Source organism: Bradyrhizobium sp. LM2.9, assembly GCF_054056555.1.
In genome coordinates this window covers 954,561-970,163 of the sequence record NZ_JBSRYJ010000002.1, presented here as the reverse complement: position 1 = coordinate 970,163, position 15,603 = coordinate 954,561, and the positions used below count along the sequence as shown (strand labels likewise).

At 65.0% G+C, this 15,603-nt stretch carries 12 protein-coding genes and 1 pseudogene; 12 read left to right on the top strand and 1 reads right to left on the bottom strand.

Going from position 1 to position 15,603, the window contains the following annotated elements:
- The first annotated feature begins 56 nt into the window (after nucleotides 1-56).
- From ACVWW3_RS06010 to ACVWW3_RS05965, 10 genes and pseudogenes are all read left to right on the top strand, one after another.
- On the top strand, nucleotides 57-485 hold the full coding sequence (locus ACVWW3_RS06010) for a CBS domain-containing protein (protein ID WP_354107530.1): 429 nt from the start codon (nucleotides 57-59) through the stop codon (nucleotides 483-485).
- A gap of 234 nt (nucleotides 486-719) precedes the next feature.
- On the top strand, nucleotides 720-1,739 hold the full coding sequence (locus ACVWW3_RS06005) for a 2-dehydropantoate 2-reductase (protein ID WP_354107531.1): 1,020 nt from the start codon (nucleotides 720-722) through the stop codon (nucleotides 1,737-1,739).
- A gap of 77 nt (nucleotides 1,740-1,816) precedes the next feature.
- Nucleotides 1,817-2,525: pseudogene (locus ACVWW3_RS06000) on the top strand (fumarylacetoacetate hydrolase family protein).
- A 257-nt stretch (nucleotides 2,526-2,782) separates the two neighbouring features.
- Nucleotides 2,783-4,189 carry a hypothetical protein gene (locus ACVWW3_RS05995; protein ID WP_456650620.1) on the top strand — a complete coding sequence of 469 codons (1,407 nt, stop codon included), beginning with the start codon at nucleotides 2,783-2,785 and terminating at the stop codon, nucleotides 4,187-4,189.
- A 210-nt stretch (nucleotides 4,190-4,399) separates the two neighbouring features.
- Complete coding sequence (locus ACVWW3_RS05990; protein ID WP_007608336.1) at nucleotides 4,400-4,600, top strand: hypothetical protein; 201 nt, start codon at nucleotides 4,400-4,402, stop codon at nucleotides 4,598-4,600.
- A gap of 66 nt (nucleotides 4,601-4,666) precedes the next feature.
- Nucleotides 4,667-5,317 (top strand): hypothetical protein, encoded by a 651-nt coding sequence (locus ACVWW3_RS05985; RefSeq protein WP_456650621.1) that lies wholly within the window; start codon nucleotides 4,667-4,669, stop codon nucleotides 5,315-5,317.
- Between the two features lie 1,019 nt (nucleotides 5,318-6,336).
- Nucleotides 6,337-7,332 carry an NAD(P)H-dependent flavin oxidoreductase gene (locus tag ACVWW3_RS05980; protein ID WP_247349989.1) on the top strand — a complete coding sequence of 332 codons (996 nt, stop codon included), beginning with the start codon at nucleotides 6,337-6,339 and terminating at the stop codon, nucleotides 7,330-7,332.
- A gap of 25 nt (nucleotides 7,333-7,357) precedes the next feature.
- Entirely contained in the window at nucleotides 7,358-8,329 is a 972-nt protein-coding gene (locus ACVWW3_RS05975; RefSeq protein WP_456650622.1) for a quinone oxidoreductase family protein, read from the top strand.
- A gap of 192 nt (nucleotides 8,330-8,521) precedes the next feature.
- Complete coding sequence (locus ACVWW3_RS05970) at nucleotides 8,522-9,895, top strand: cation diffusion facilitator family transporter (RefSeq protein WP_456650623.1); 1,374 nt, start codon at nucleotides 8,522-8,524, stop codon at nucleotides 9,893-9,895.
- A 225-nt stretch (nucleotides 9,896-10,120) separates the two neighbouring features.
- Complete coding sequence (locus ACVWW3_RS05965) at nucleotides 10,121-12,451, top strand: PAS domain-containing sensor histidine kinase (protein WP_456650624.1); 2,331 nt, start codon at nucleotides 10,121-10,123, stop codon at nucleotides 12,449-12,451.
- 3 nt (nucleotides 12,452-12,454) lie between these two features.
- Here ACVWW3_RS05965 and ACVWW3_RS05960 read toward each other — a convergent pair whose 3' ends face one another.
- A complete protein-coding gene (locus tag ACVWW3_RS05960) occupies nucleotides 12,455-13,348 on the bottom strand; it encodes a LysR family transcriptional regulator (protein WP_247349978.1) in 894 nt (297 codons plus the stop codon).
- A 222-nt stretch (nucleotides 13,349-13,570) separates the two neighbouring features.
- On the opposite strand from ACVWW3_RS05960, the gene ACVWW3_RS05955 reads away from it, so the two are divergent.
- Both ACVWW3_RS05955 and ACVWW3_RS05950 read left to right on the top strand, forming a co-directional pair.
- The gene (locus ACVWW3_RS05955) at nucleotides 13,571-14,047 is read left to right on the top strand and encodes a formate dehydrogenase subunit gamma (protein ID WP_456650625.1); all 477 of its coding nucleotides are present in this window, start codon (nucleotides 13,571-13,573) and stop codon (nucleotides 14,045-14,047) included.
- On the top strand, nucleotides 14,044-15,600 hold the full coding sequence (locus ACVWW3_RS05950; protein ID WP_456650626.1) for a formate dehydrogenase beta subunit: 1,557 nt from the start codon (nucleotides 14,044-14,046) through the stop codon (nucleotides 15,598-15,600). The genes ACVWW3_RS05955 and ACVWW3_RS05950 overlap by 4 nt, the downstream gene beginning before the upstream one ends.
- The last annotated feature ends 3 nt before the right edge of the window (nucleotides 15,601-15,603 follow it).

Genomic DNA, 15,603 nt, shown 5'->3' with positions numbered 1-15,603 from the left:
GACCATTGGCATTATGTATACCACACTCGCCTCAACATTCACCCAGGGAGGTTGCAATGCTGGTCGGAGACATTCTGCGCAAGAAGACACCGCGCGTTGTCACGGTGCGAATGAACGAAACGGTGGGTATCGCCGCCAAGCTGATGCGCGCCAACAATATCAGCGCACTGGTGGTGAAGGACGTGGTCCGCTCCGAGGGTAACACCGCGGTCGGCATGTTCACCGAGCGCGACGTCGTGCGCGCCGTCGCCGAGCACGGCGCCAATGCCGTCAACGTCAAGGTCTCGCAACTGGTCTCGGTGCAGCAGCTCGTGTCCTGCACGTCGAGCGACACGATCGAGCACATCCGCCATCTGATGAACCAGAATCACATCCGCCACCTGCCTGTCATCGACGATTACAGTCTGGTCTCGGTCGTCAGCATGCGCGACATCGCCGCTGCCATGGACGAAGCGATCAACCGCACGCCGCAAGCAGCAGCCTGAAGGCGTCGCCGCACTTCCTGAAACTGCAGCCACGGAAAAAGGGCGCCCCCTCTCCCGCTTGCGGGAGAGGGTTGGGGAGAGGGTCTCTCCGCTAGGAAGACTCCCCAAGAGGATAGAGCCCTCACCCGCCGTGCTCTTCGAGCGCGTCGACCTCTCCCGCAAGCGGGAGAGGTGCAGAGAGCCTGTGGCGTGAACGATCGAACGAACGACCAATTTTGGTCCCGCGAGGATTCCATGAAGATCTGCATCTACGGCGCCGGCGCGATCGGCGGATATCTCGGGGTTCAGCTCGCGCGCGCTGGCGCCGACGTCAGTCTCATCGCACGCGGCGCCCACCTCGCCGCGATGCGCGAGCGCGGCTTGACGCTGCTCGCGGGCGAGGAGAAGCACACCGTGCATCCGCGCTGCACCGACGATCCCGCCGAGCTCGGCGTGCAGGATTACATCATCATCACGCTGAAGGCGCACTCGATCACCGGCGTGATCGAGAAGATGCAGCCGCTGCTCGGACCCCACACCCGCATCGTCACCGCCGTCAACGGCATCCCCTATTGGTACTTCTACAAGCACGGCGGCCAATACGAGAACGCGACGCTGGAGAGCATCGACCCCGGCGGACGGCAGTGGCGCGAAATCGGCGCCGGGCGCGCCATCGGCTGCATCGTCTATCCCGCCACCGAAATCGAGGCGCCCGGCGTGATCCGCCACGTCTACGGCAACAATTTCCCGCTCGGCGAGCCCTCCGGTGAAATCACCCCGGACGTGCAACGCCTCGCCGATCTCTTCGTCGCCGCCGGGCTGAAAGCGCCCGTGCTCGACCGCATCCGCGACGAGATCTGGCTGAAGCTGTGGGGCAATGTCTGCTTCAACCCGATCAGCGCGTTGACCCACGCAACGCTCGACGTGATCTGCACCGATCCGGCCACCCGCGCGCTGTCCCGCGCGATCATGATGGAGACGCAAGGCATCGCCGAGACGTTCGGCGTCAAATTCCGCGTCGACGTCGAGCGCCGCATCGAGGGCGCGCGCAAAGTCGGTGCGCACAAGACCTCGATGCTCCAGGATCTCGAGCGCGGCCGTCCGATGGAGATCGACCCGCTCGTCACCGTCGTGCAGGAGATGGGCCGCCTCACCGGCGTCGCCACCCCCGCGCTCGACTCCGTGCTCGCAATGGTGACCCAGCGCGCCCGCATCGCCGGTCTCTATGACGGTATCACGACGCCATCAGATCCGCGCGCACTGGCGGTGGCATGATGGCCGGCGAGATGAAACAATGGCTCCGCTTCCGCAACAGCGGTGCGACCGGCTTCGGCACGTTGAATTCGTCAGGCATCAGCGTGCACGAGGGCGAGATGTTCGGCCGCCATGCAGCCACCGGCAAGACGCTGGCACTGTCGGAGGTCGAGCTGCTCGCGCCCTGCGCGCCCAGCAAGATCGTCGCGCTCTGGAATAATTTTCACGCGCTCGCGGCCAAGCTCAACCAACCTGAGCCACCGGAGCCGCTCTATCTGCTGAAGGCCATCACCAGCATCACGACACCTGGCGCCGTGATCCGCCGTCCCTCTTATTACGACGGCAAGACAACATATGAGGGCGAGCTCGGCATCGTCATCGGCAAGACCTGCGCCCGCGTCTCGCCGGCGGAAGCAGACAGCTTCATCTTCGGCTACACCTGCGTCAACGACATCACCCGCCAACGACATCCTGACCAGCGATCCCACGTTCCCGCAATGGGCTCGCGCCAAGGGCATCGACGATTACGGCCCGTTCGGCCCCGTCATCGCCACCGGTCTCGATCCGGCCAAGCTGGTGGTCCGCACCATCCTCAACGGCGCGGAGCGGCAGAACTATCCGATATCGGACATGATCTTCACCGCGCAGGAACTGGTCAGCAAGATCTCCCACGACATGACCCTGCTCCCCGGCGACCTCATCGCGGTCGGCACCTCCGTCGGCGTCGGCGTGATGAAAGAGCCAGTGAACACGGTGACCGTCGCGATCGACGGCATCGGCGAGTTGACCAACGAGTTTCGGCTGTAGCGCAATCTCTGTCGTTCGATGGATTCCGGGCTCGGCGCTACGCGCCGCCCCGGAATGACGGCCAAGGGGACCTGACGTCGCCCGCTCCAATTCGGGAAAATCCGGTACTCTCCACCGCCCCTCCACCGATCGGCTGACGCAACCAGCCGTGGATCGCGCTACCGGAAACGTCCGGGAAAGCCCCGCGACCCTTGATCTCGGTTCCGCTCTCCAATAGCAACTATGGCGATAATGTGTGCCGGCGTGAGGACGTCACGATGTGGCAGTTTTTCCTGGTTGCCTGGTTTGTTCTGATCGCCGCCATAGCGATCTTCGCCCAGCAGGCGCTCGGTTATGATGTCGGCCACCTGCCCGCCTGGTTCGGCGGCCTTCCCGTGCCGCAGCGCATCGCGACCGGCGCGATCTTGGCGCTGGTCCCGGCACTGATCGGCGCCTCTGCCTGGCAGCTTTCGCGCCAGGACCGGCGCCTCGACAATTTGCGCGACCGCCTCAAGAAGACCCGCGAAGACGTTGTCGTCGCCCACGCCCTGCAGAATCACCTTGATGCCACCATCCAGCACCTGATCGAGAGCGATCCACGGGAGGCCGTCTCCGCCCTCCACGACAAGCTGGGCGAGACCGAGCAGCGCGCGCTGCTCCAGCAGGGCCGCAACGAATCCACCGACATGCACGACCAGCTCGCCGAAATCCGCCGCCGCCAGCAGGAGGTGCGCGATATGGTCGGCAAGGTCGCCGATCAGCGTCGCGCAGTCGAGCCCGTCTTCACCGAGATCCGCGATCGCCAGAACCAGCTCGAACGCTCTCTGCACGACCTCGAGACCGACGATCGCAAGAACAACCTCGCCGACCGGCTCAAGGACATCGCTCGCGACGTATCGACGCTGCTGTCGCGGGTGGGCACGGTCCAGGACACCTTTGCCACCCTCAATCAGTACAAGGAAGATCTGGCGAAATCGCACGCGGAGCTGGTGCCGCTGCGATCAACGGACGCCGGCATCAATGCCCTGATCGGCGAGCTGAGCCTCAGCCATGAGCGCCTCGCCAAGAGCGTCGACGAGCTTGAAACCGGCGGCGACGCGCCGCTCGGCAGCCGCGTCGAGACGCTGTCGAATAACAAGATCGAAATCGAGCAGCGCTTGGCCCGCATCGACGACAGCTTCAACATTCTCACAAGCATCCGGCTCGATTTCGAGGAGCTCGGCCAGCGCCGGACTCAGCTCGAACGCTCGCTCGCCGGTATCGAGACCGACCCCGACGGCAAAACGCTTGCCGACCGCCAGAATGCGCTGAACGATTTCGTTCTCCAGTCGCGCCAGCGCCTCGGCGCGTTGCAGGAGACGCTGGCGACGCTGAACGGCTTCAAGACGGAGCTGTCGAAGTCGCAGGCCGACCTCGTCCCGCTGAAGGCCCCGGTGTTCGGCATCGAGGCTCTGATTACGGACGTCGGCACCACCCGCGACCTCCTCGCCAAAACCGTCGGCGAGATCGAGGCGAGCGGCGACGTCACCCTCGCCTCGCGCGTCGACGCGCTCACCAAGAGCAAGCGCGAGGTCGAAGACCGCCTCGCCCGCATCTTCGACAATTTCAACGCGCTCGACGGATTGCGGAAAGACATCGGCGGGATTTTCTCGACGATTCGGAGCAGCCTGAACCGGATCGGGTGAGGCCGAGCTGCGCAGGATGGTTTCGCTGCGTTCAACTCATTCTGCGAGCCGCGTGCTCCGAAACGTTCAGACACATCACATCTCCACGCGCCCGGCAGATGCCGCCAACATGTCGCGCGGATGCCGCACTGTGGACGCATTCGGCCGCCCTTCTGTGAGGCGTGTCTGGGGGCACGGCGGTGCCGTGTTTGGACCAAACCTTCTAGGGGTATGACTGTGAAGAAGATTGTATTTGTCGTGGGTGCTACGCTTGCTCTGGTGACGGTTGCGAATGCTGCGGATCTGCCGCGGCGCCAGCCCGTTCCCGTCTATTCGGAGCAGGCGCCGATCGGCAAGATGCCGATTGGCAAGAGCCCGGTTGGAAAGGCCCCGATCGGCAAGGCGCCCGGCCCGGTCGCGGCGCGCTACTGACGCGTTAGCGAAGTACGCGCAGAAGCGCAGACTTGGCCTAAGCAGCCGACAGTCGAGGGGCACAGCGTGACGAACAAACCTGATCGATCGGGACCCTGCATCCTTGCGGGATTTGCGCTCGCGGCCATGATCGCGTGTACGACACCCTCGGCCTCGGCCCACGAAGCGAACAAGCGCGTTGCTGACGCAAACGCGCTTGCCACCACCGACACCGTATCGCAGCCGGCGCCGCCATCGACGCGGCGCGCGGTCGCGCGCGCGGAGAAAGGTCCGTATTACGTCGATTTCCGCGCCCGCACGGCCGCGAGCTGGGGCCACGCCTTCGTCTGGTACGGCAAGACCAGCGAGCGCGCCGTCGAGGTGGCAGGGCTCACGCCCGCCGGCGACACCTGGGCCTATGTGCTCGGTCACGTCACCTGGGTGCCGGCGGAGACCGGCGCGAGTTACGGCGATCTCGACCCGGACTATCTGACCGCGAACTACCGCGTCTATTTGAACGAAGCCGACGCCAAGCGCGTGTTTGCCTATATCAAGAAATTGCAGGCGAGCTCGCCGGTCTGGAACGCCGAGACCACCAACTGCACCGGCTTCATCGGCGACATCGCCGAGTACATGGGATTGAAGGTCCCCTACCGCTGGCAGCGGCCGGAAAACTTCGTCAACAGCCTCAAGGAAATAAACGGCGGCCGCCAGATGGTGCGGCTGTCGGCGGAGTAGCCGCAGCCTTGTCACCCGTCGGGCAAAACACTCCGCGCAATTCCCCCACCTCGCTTGTCAATCCTCCGCGCCAAAAATATTCCATTTTACCGAAATTCTGATTTACCGTACACACGAACCACCCTGTCCGAGACAAGGGACGGATCGCGATCGTCACGAACGGCGGGCAGGGTAGCGATGGACGCGACGGCGTCGGGCGCGATCGGAATTGCAGGGCGGCCTTGCCGTGAGCAGTCACCACCGCGCGTACGACACGATGCCGACAGCGTTTTCGCATGGCTTCGGGCGTGAGCACACGCCAGCTCTCGAAGTCCCAGCGAGGATGTGCGCGGACGGTCAAGTCGTGTGGTCCTGACGCCCGGGGTCTGTGCGTCAAGTCCAGCGGTGATGTTGCTGCCCGACCGGGCGTGCACATCAGCGATCCGCTCGGCGACGGGGGCAATAGTGCATCGCTCCCCGAGGAGAGCACGAAGTAAGCCGTAAACCATTGCGCAGGGAAGGCCGGGCGATTGGCTGACCTGTGGTCCACCCCGTGTGCATCTTCCTGCGCACGGACCTGGGTGCCAGCCGGCGCCCGGCCTTCCCTGCGCCCTTGTCACGACGAGGGCGATGCGATCAGGCAAAGCTCGGGCGAAATGCGCCGCGAGGAGGCGAAGGTGTGTCCACTGTTTGAAAGTTGGGTCGGGATTGATCCGCAGACGGTTCGTCCGTGCCCCGGATGCAGCGCAGCGTCCCCTCGACGGTGCCCTGCAGAGCCGGGGCCCATCTTTCAGAGTGCTCGCGGGGCATGGGTCCCGGCTCTGCGCCGCAACGTGAAGGACGTTGCAGCGCGTCCGGGACACGAGACGAAGCGACGCTGTCGCCCACACTCATCGCGCCCCAATTATCCGCCCCACGGAATCCCCCACTCCCCCGCATGATCGCCCTGTCCGACCTCGCAATAGACTTTTCCCGACCCGGGCGGCATCCTGCCGCCATCAACCGATAACAGAGCGCCACGCAGGCGGGGGAAACAGGTCATGTTGCAGACACGGTTCACGAAACTCGTCGGTGTCGAGCATCCGATCGTCCAGGGCGGCATGCAATGGGTCGGCCGTGCCGAGTTGGTCGCCGCCGTCGCCAATGCCGGGGCGCTCGGCTTCATCACGGCGCTGACCCAGCCGACGCCGGAGGACCTCAGGAAGGAGATCGCGCGCTGCCGCGACCTCACCGACAAGCCGTTTGGCGTCAACCTCACCATCCTGCCCGCGATCAAGCCGCCGCCTTATGCCGAATACCGCGCCGCCATCATCGAGAGCGGCATCACGGTGGTCGAAACCGCCGGCAACAAGCCGCAGGAGCATGTCGACGAGTTCAAGAAGCACGGCGTCAAGGTCGTGCACAAATGCACCAGCGTCCGTCACGGGCTCTCGGCTGAGCGCATGGGCGTGGACGCCATCTCGATCGACGGGTTCGAATGCGCCGGCCACCCCGGCGAGGACGACACCCCCGGGCTGATCCTGATCCCGGCCGCCGCCAACAAGATCAAGATCCCGATGATCGCTTCCGGCGGCTTTGCCGACGCCCGCGGCCTCGTCGCCGCGCTGGCGCTGGGCGCCGAAGGCATCAACATGGGCACGCGTTTCATGGCCACCAGGGAAAGCCCGATCCACCAGCTCATCAAGGAGAAGATCGTCGCCAATGACGAGCGCGAGACCGAGCTGATCTTCCGCACCATGCGCAACACCTCCCGCGTCGCCAGGAACGAGATTTCGACCAAGGTCGTTGCGATGGAGAAGGAAGGCGCCAAGTTCGAGGACATCCGCGAGCTCGTCGCCGGCGCCCGTGGCAAGATGGTCTATGCGACCGGCAACTCGGACGAAGGCATCTGGTCGGCGGGCCAGGTGCAGGGCCTGATCCATGATATCCCGAGCTGCGCCGAACTCGTCTCCCGGATCGTGCGCGAAGCCGAGGCCATCATCCGCAGCCGGCTCGAAGGCATGATCGTTCATCCGACAGCGCAAGCTGCTGAATAGTCACTGTAAGAAGCGAGAGCAATTTATGAAGGCTTATGTCTACGGCCCTGGTGGCGCTACGATTTCCGACGTCGCTCAACCAAAACCTAAAGGCACGCAGGTGCTGGTCCGCGTCCGCGCCTGCGGACTGAATCGCGCCGACACCGGCATGCGCAAGGGCCACGCCCATGGCGCGGCCGGCGGCGCCGGCACCGTGCTCGGTATGGAATGGGCCGGCGAAGTCGCCGAGCTCGGACCGGATGCCAAGGGCGTGAACGTCGGCGACCGCATTATGGGCTCGGGCGGCGCGGCGTTCGCCGAATACACGCTGGCCGATCACGGCCGGCTGTTCCGCGCGCCCTCGAACATGAATTTCGAGGAAGCCGCCACCCTCCCCGTCGCGCTCGCGACCATGCACAACGCCGTCGTCACCGTCGGCGGCGTGCAGCCCGGGCAAGCCGTGCTGATCCAGGGCGCAAGCTCCGGCGTCGGCCTGATGGCGATGCAGATCGCCAGGCTCAAGGGCGCCAAACTCGTGATCGGCTCGTCGACCGATGCCACTCGCCGCGGCCGGCTGAAGGAATATGGCGCCGACCTTGCTGTCGATTCCTCCGATCTCACATGGGTCGACGAGGTGCTGAAGGCGACGAACGGCGAAGGCGTCGACCTCATCGTCGACCAGGTCTCAGGCCAAGTCGCCAACCAGAACCTCGCCGCGACCAAGGTAAAAGGCCGCATCGTCAATGTCGGCCGGCTCGGCGGCACCCATGCCGATTTCAACTTCGACCTGCACGCGGCGCGCCGCATCGACTATGTCGGCGTCACCTTCCGCACCCGCACCATCGAGGAGGTCCGCGAGATTTTTGAGGAGGTCCGCAGAGACATATGGGGCGCGGTGGAATCGCGCAAGCTGCAGCTGCCGATCGACAAGGTGTTTGCCTTCGACGACATCGACAAGGCATTCGAGCACATGGAGACGAACAAGCACCTCGGCAAGATCGTGGTGACGGTGCCGTAGCGGTCCCAGTCTTGCGGGGTGGGCAAAGCGAAGCGTGCCCACCACAAGCGGTTGATCAGGAGACGCCTGTTGGTAGGCACGGCGCCATGGCGCCTCTGTCCACCCTACGAAAAGGTGCTCCTGCAACTCACTTGCGACTACGTCTGTGGACTGCAGCTTGATGTTCACCCGTGGCCTGCTAAATCCCACGCCATGAGCTCCCAACACAACAAGACCTCGGTCGCGGCGATCTCGATCTTCGCCAGCGGCGGCATGGCGGCGGCCAAGTTCGCAGTCGGGATCGCGATCGGCTCGCTGGCGCTGATCTCCGAGGCCCTGCACTCCTCGGTCGACCTGGTCGCCACCATCATCACCTGGGCGGTGGTACGGGTGTCCGACAAACCGGCGGACGAGGAGCATCATTACGGCCACGGCAAGCTCGAAAGCATCTCGGCGCTGGGCGTCACGGCCCTGCTCTACGTGCTCGCCGGCGGCATCCTGGTCGAATCCTACAGCCGGCTGCGCGAGGGAACCCCGCCACCGACCATTTCGGCCGTGCCGTTCGTGGTGCTGGTGATCGACATCGTCGTCAATCTCTGGCGCGCCCGCGCCCTGCACCGCGCCGCGCGGGAGACGCGGAGCCAGGCGCTCGCCGCCGACGCGCTGCATTTCGCCTCCGACGTGATGGGCTCTTTCGCCGTGATCGTGGGCCTGATCCTCGCCGCCCTCGGCTTCTGGTGGGGCGATGCAGCCGCGGCCGCCGCGGTCGCCGTGATGATCGCCCTGCTCGGATTGCGCATGGCCGGCTCGACCGTGCAGACGCTGCTCGACCGCGCCCCGGAGGGCGCGCAGGAGAAGGCCACGGCCGCGATCCGGGGCGTGTCCGGCGTGATCGACGTCGAACGGCTGCGCGTGCGCATGGTCGGTGCGACCACCTTCATCGACACCATCGCAAAGGTGCCGCGGACCTATCCGATCGACCGCGTCGAGGAGATCAAGCGCAAGGCGCAAGCGGCCGTCGACAAAGCATTCGGCGAAACCGACCTCACCTTCACCGCGGTCCCTGTCGCCCGCGACAACGAGACCGTCCGCGACCGCATCATGGTGATCGCGCATAATTCGGGACTCGCCGTCCACCACGTCACGGTGCACGACCTCGGCGGCAAGCTGATCGTCAGCATCGACCTCGAGGTCGACGCCGGAATGCAGCTCGACGCCGCCCATGACGTCGCCAACACGCTGGAGCGCAACATCCAGGAGGAGTTCGGCGCGGACGTCGAGGTCGACGTCCACATCGAGCCGTTGGAACCTGAACTGCCGTTCGGGGTCGATGCCGCACCGGAACGGGTGCAGGCCATCGCCGCCGCTCTGACGGAATACGCCGCCGGCGGCGAGATCCACGACATCCACAATGTCCGCGTCCGCAACACCGACGCCGGCGAGATCGTCAACTTCCACTGCCGCGCCGAGCCGTCGATGAGCGTGATCAAAGTGCACGAGCACGTCGACGCGATCGAGCGTGCGCTGCGGCGCGCGTTCCCGAGCGTGAAGCGCGTGATCAGTCACGCCGAACCGCCGCGCGCATGATGCAGAATATGCGAGGAGTCACACGTTCCCGTTTCGGACTCGTAACGCACGTCAATTTACGGACGCGAGAGGCGCGAACTCTCCATTGGATAAGAATTATTCGGCATTAACGATTCATTGACTCTCGACAGGCCGCGAAAACTGGATTCAAATCGCTGTGATTCGAAAGCGATGTGGGGCTGCTTTCGAAATCAGTCGCAGCAGAGTTTCCAGGGGGCCTAGGGCATGGCGCGTGCAGACGCCGCGAACGCGTGCGTGCAATCCGATTCGATCAAAGGATTGGCGCAATCGATCGCGAAACCTGCCTACCATCGGCTGCTGATCGCGGAGCCGGCGCTGCGCCGCGCGGTGCCGACGCTCATCATCGCGTTCCTGATCACGATCTGCCTCGGCGCGTTCGTGCAGGTCGTCGATCAGACGCGCCAGAAGCGGCTGGTGATCCGCCACGACATGTCGGCGCTCGCTGACCTGCTCGCCGAGCGCATCGACCGCCTCACCTCGGCGCGACAGGAGCGGCTGAAGAACATCGAGAACCTGCCGACGCTGCTGTCCGATCTCATTCCGTCCTGGGGCACCGCCTCGGGCCGCCACGTCATCGTCACCTCGGCCGGCCTCGATCGCCGCATCCTCGCCCGCATCCCGGTCGACAGCGATCCCTCGGGCAACGATCGTCTGCTCGACGCAATCACGACGGCGCAACTGCTGGCGGCGCCGCCGCGAGACGGCAACATCTCCGACATGACGCTGCCGAACGGCAACGCCGCGATGGCGACCTCGCGGCAGATCAAGTCGCTGCCCGGCTTCGTCACCGTGATCCAGGAGCGCATCGAGCCGATCTGGGGCTCGGACGCCGCGCTGTCGGTGACGCTGTCGGCCACCACCGGCTTCGTCGTCCTGATCCTCGGCTTCGCATTCCACTGGCAGTCCACCCGTGCCCGCGAGGGCGACTTGATCAACGACGCCGTGCGCGGCCGTATCGACACCGCGCTCAACCGCGGCCGCTGCGGGCTCTGGGACTGGGACCTGTCGCGCGGCCGCATCTTCTGGTCGCAGTCGATGTTTTCGATGCTCGGCCTCGACGGCCGCAACGAGCTCCTCACCTTCGGCGAGGTCAACGCGCTGGTGAAGTCCGACGACATCGACCTGTTCGAGATCGCCGACCAGCTCATCTCCGAGAAGATCGACCACATCGACCAGACCTTTCGCATGCAGCATGTCGACGGCCACTGGATCTGGCTCCGCGTCCGCTGCGAAAAGACCCACGGCGCGACCGATTCCACCGTGCACCTGATCGGGATCGCCGTCGACATCACCGAGCAGAAGAGCCTCGCCGAGCGGACCGTGGAAGCCGATCTGCGCCTGCGCGACGCGATCGAGACCATTCCCGAAGCCTTCGTGCTGTGGGACGCCAGCGACCGCCTGGTACTCTGCAACTCGCACTTCCAGCGCCTGCACAAGCTGCCCGACAGTGCCGTCATCTCCGGTACCTCTTACGAGACCGTGCTCGAGGTCGGCCGCATGCCGGAGGTGCGAACCCGCCACAACGAGACCGCCAGCCAGGGCCCCGGCGCGCGCACCTTCGAGGCGCAGCTCGACGACGGCAGCTGGCTGCACATCAGCGAGCGCCGCACCAAGGACGGCGGCTACGTCTCGGTCGGCACCGACATCACCCGCATCAAGGAGCACGAGCAGAAGCTGGTCGACAACGATCTGCGCCTGCGCGCCACCGTCATCGACCTGAAGCGCTCGCAGGCAGCTCTGGAACGACAGGCAGGCGAGCTCGCCGATCTCGCCGAAAAATACCAGCGCGAGAAGACCCGCGCCGAGGAGGCCAACCAGACCAAGTCGAAATTCCTCGCCAATATGAGCCACGAGCTGCGCACGCCGCTGAACGCGATCATCGGCTTCTCCGAGATCATGGGCTCGGGCATGTTCGGCGAACTCGGTTCGGAAAAGTACCAGGAATACTGCCACGACATCCTGACCAGCGGGCATTATCTGCTCGAAGTCATCAACGACGTCCTCGACATGTCCAAGATCGAGGCCGGCCGCATGAAGCTCGACATGGAAGAGCTCGACCTGGCGCAGACGCTGGCGGAATCCTTGCGGGTCGTCACCGGCCGGGCGCAGGACAAGCACCTGACGCTCGACGCCGACATCGAAAAATCCCTCTCCGTCGTCGCCGATCGCCGCGCCACCAAGCAGATCATCGTCAATTTGCTCTCCAACGCCGTGAAGTTCACGCCCGACGGCGGACGCATCGTGGTGCGCAGCCGGCAGTTCGACGACAGGATCGTGCTGATGATCGCCGACACCGGCATCGGCATCGCCCCGCATTCACTGGCGCGGCTCGGCCGCCCCTTCGAGCAGGTCGAGAGCCAGCTCACCAAGACCTATCACGGCTCGGGACTGGGGCTTGCGATCGCCCGCTCGCTGGCGCAGCTCCATGGCGGCTCGATGCGCCTGCGCTCCAAGCTCGAAGTCGGCACCGTCGTGCGCGTGACCCTGCCGCGCGACGCGATCAAGGCGGCGTCCGGAATATCGGCCGCGGCCTGAATCCTACGATTGCAGCGACGGCGCGACTTCGCGCGCGACATTGACCAGCGCCGCAATCAACGGCGTCATCGGATCGCGCTGCGGGATCACCATGCCGATGCTGTAATTGACATCCGGATCGGTGATCGGGATCGAGCGCACTGTATCGGAGAGGCCGAGCGTCTCGGCGAGCTTGGCCGGCATCACGCTGGCCCAGCGTCCCGTCTTCACGTGCGTGAACAGCACCAGCAGCGAGTTCGACGTCAAGGTCGGCGTCGCCTCCGCGCCGACCGAACGCAGCGCGCGGTCGATGATGCGGCGGTTCTGCATGTCGGGCGTCAGCAGGCACAGCGGCACCTGCCCGACCTCCGTCCACGTTACCGTCTCGCGATCGCCGAACATTCCATCCGGCGCGGTGAGCAGGCGATAGCTCTCGTTGTAGAGCGGAATGGTGCGCACCTTGCCGATCGGCTCGTTCTCGATATAGGTCAGCCCCGCGTCCACCTCGAGATTTTCGAGCAGCCCCAGCACCTCGGACGAGGTGGTGGACCGGATGCTGAAGCGCACCTCGGGATGCCTGGCGCGGAACGGCGTCGTCAGCGCGGCGACCATGCCGAGCACGGTCGGGATCGCGGCAATACGTATCTCGCCGGAGAGCTGATGCTTCAGCCCATTGATCTCGTCACGCATCGCGCGTGCATCGCCCACGATCCGACGGGCCCAATCCAGCGCCCGCTCGCCTTCCGGCGTAAAACCCTGGAAGCGAGAGCCGCGCTGGACCAGCATCACGCCGAGAATCTCCTCGAGCTGCTTGAGCCCGGTCGACATCGTCGGTTGCGTCACGCCGCACACCTCTGCGGCCCGGCCGAAATGCCGCTCTTTCGCCAGCGCCAGCAGCAATTCAAGCTTGTCGAGCAACCGTTATCCCCTCGGATTGTGTGGTGGCAGACAAGCTAGCATGCCCTACCCCGCCCAACACGTAAAAACCGCCCGGCAGACAACTCCGATTGCAATTTCAAATCAACTGATTGCCAACGCAAATCGATCGGAATTCGCGATCGCAGCATGAGACAGCTTTATTGATCTTCGAATGATTCCAAATAGTTTGCGATGAGTAGACGCTCTGGTTGAGAACGAAGAATGACAGCGGTTTTTGAGCCTTGGGACGAAATGCGCGCCGCCGATATCATCGCCGAACATAGCAAGCCGGAAGGCGCGACGCTGGTGATCCTGCACGCGCTCCAGGGGGCATTCGGCTACGTGCCGGAAGCAGCCATTCCGATGGTGGCGCAAACGCTCAATCTGTCGCGCGCCGAAGTGCATGGCGTGTTCACGTTCTATCATGATTTCCGCCACAAGCCGGCCGGCCGCCATGTGCTGAAACTCTGCCGCGCGGAGGCCTGTCAGGCGGCGGGCGGCGATGCGCTGGCTGCGCGTGCCGAGGCAAAGCTTGGCGTCTCGCTCGGCAACACGACGGCCGACGACCGCGTCACGCTGGAGCCGATCTACTGCCTCGGCCTGTGCGCGACCGCACCGTCCGCGATGCTCGACGGCCGGCTCATTGGCCGGCTCGATGAAAAGCGTATCGATGCGCTTGTTGCGGAGGCGCAGCGATGAAGATGCGGATATTCGTCCCCCGCGATGCGGCTGCAGTCGCCGTCGGCGCCGATGACGTGGTCAGGGCGCTCGAACGGGTCGCGGCACAGCGCGACCTGCCGATTGAGATCGTCAGGACCGGCTCGCGCGGGCTCTGCTGGCTGGAGCCGATGATCGAGGTGGCGACCCCCGGAGGCCGCATCGCCTACGGCCCCGTCGGCCCGGAGGATGTTGCCTCCGTGCTCGATTCGATGGCGAGCAATGGTTCTCATCCCCTGCGGCTCGGCGCCGCGGATGAAATCCCCTGGCTGAAGCGCCAGACCCGCCTCACCTTCGCGCGCTGCGGCGTGATCGACCCGCGCTCGCTCGACGACTACCGCGCCCATGGCGGCTACAAGGGCCTTGAGCGTGCGCTCTCGCTCGGCTCGGATGCGATCCTGAACGAAGTCACCGCATCCGGCTTGCGCGGCCGCGGCGGCGCAGGCTTCCCGACCGGCATCAAGTGGAAGACGGTCGCGCAGGCGAAAGCGGATCGTAAATTCATCGTCTGCAACGCCGACGAAGGCGACAGTGGCACCTTCGCCGACCGCATGATCATGGAAGGCGATCCCTTCCTCGTCATCGAAGGCATGACGACCGCCGGCATCACCGTCGGCGCGACCAGGGGCTACATCTACATCCGCAGCGAATATCCGCACGCGGTCGAGGCGATGAACGCGGCCATCACCGCGGCTAGACGCGGCGGCTATCTCGGCGACAAGATCGGCGGCTCCACATACAGCTTCGATCTCGAAGTACGCGTCGGCGCCGGCGCTTACGTTTGCGGCGAAGAGACCTCGCTGCTGGAGAGCCTCGAGGGCCGCCGCGGCCTCGTGCGGGCAAAGCCGCCGCTGCCCGCGCATCACGGCCTGTTCGGCAAACCGACCGTCATCAATAACGTGCTGTCGTTCGCCGCCATCCCCTTCATCCTGGCCGAAGGCGCCAAGGCCTATGCCGATTTCGGCATGGGTCGCTCGCGCGGCACGATGCCGATCCAGCTCGCCGGCAACATCCGCCAGGGCGGGCTGTTCGAGACCGCATTCGGCGTTACGCTCGGAGAGCTCGTCGACGACATCGGCGGCGGCACGTTCACGGGCCGTCCCGTTCGCGCGGTTCAGGTCGGCGGCCCGCTCGGCGCCTACTTCCCGCGCGCGCTGTTCGATACCCCGTTCGACTACGAGGCCTTTGCCGCGCGCGACGGCCTGATCGGCCATGGCGGTATCGTCGTGTTCGACGACAGCGTCGACATGCGCAAGCAGGCGCGCTTCGCGATGGAATTCTGCGCCGTCGAATCCTGCGGCAAGTGCACACCGTGCCGGATCGGTTCGACCCGCGGCGTCGAGACCATCGAGAAGATCATGCGCGGCGAGCGCGTGAGCGAAAATCTGGCGCTCGTCGAAGACCTCTGCAACACCATGAAATTCGGCTCGCTCTGCGCACTCGGCGGCTTCACGCCCTACCCTGTGCTCAGCGCATTGAAGCACTTCCGGGAAGATTTTATCCCGGCCCCGACCACGCTTCAGGCCGCGGAATAGGAG

Coding starts and splice junctions, on each gene's coding strand:
- ACVWW3_RS05965 (WP_456650624.1), top strand. CDS start 10,121: ATGGCGCGTGCAGACGCCGCGAACGCGTGCGTGCAATCCGATTCGATC.
- ACVWW3_RS06005 (WP_354107531.1), top strand. CDS start 720: ATGAAGATCTGCATCTACGGCGCCGGCGCGATCGGCGGATATCTCGGG.
- ACVWW3_RS06010 (WP_354107530.1), top strand. CDS start 57: ATGCTGGTCGGAGACATTCTGCGCAAGAAGACACCGCGCGTTGTCACG.
- ACVWW3_RS05950 (WP_456650626.1), top strand. CDS start 14,044: ATGAAGATGCGGATATTCGTCCCCCGCGATGCGGCTGCAGTCGCCGTC.
- ACVWW3_RS05975 (WP_456650622.1), top strand. CDS start 7,358: ATGAAGGCTTATGTCTACGGCCCTGGTGGCGCTACGATTTCCGACGTC.
- ACVWW3_RS05970 (WP_456650623.1), top strand. CDS start 8,522: ATGAGCTCCCAACACAACAAGACCTCGGTCGCGGCGATCTCGATCTTC.
- ACVWW3_RS05955 (WP_456650625.1), top strand. CDS start 13,571: ATGACAGCGGTTTTTGAGCCTTGGGACGAAATGCGCGCCGCCGATATC.
- ACVWW3_RS05990 (WP_007608336.1), top strand. CDS start 4,400: ATGACTGTGAAGAAGATTGTATTTGTCGTGGGTGCTACGCTTGCTCTG.
- ACVWW3_RS05980 (WP_247349989.1), top strand. CDS start 6,337: ATGTTGCAGACACGGTTCACGAAACTCGTCGGTGTCGAGCATCCGATC.
- ACVWW3_RS05995 (WP_456650620.1), top strand. CDS start 2,783: ATGTGGCAGTTTTTCCTGGTTGCCTGGTTTGTTCTGATCGCCGCCATA.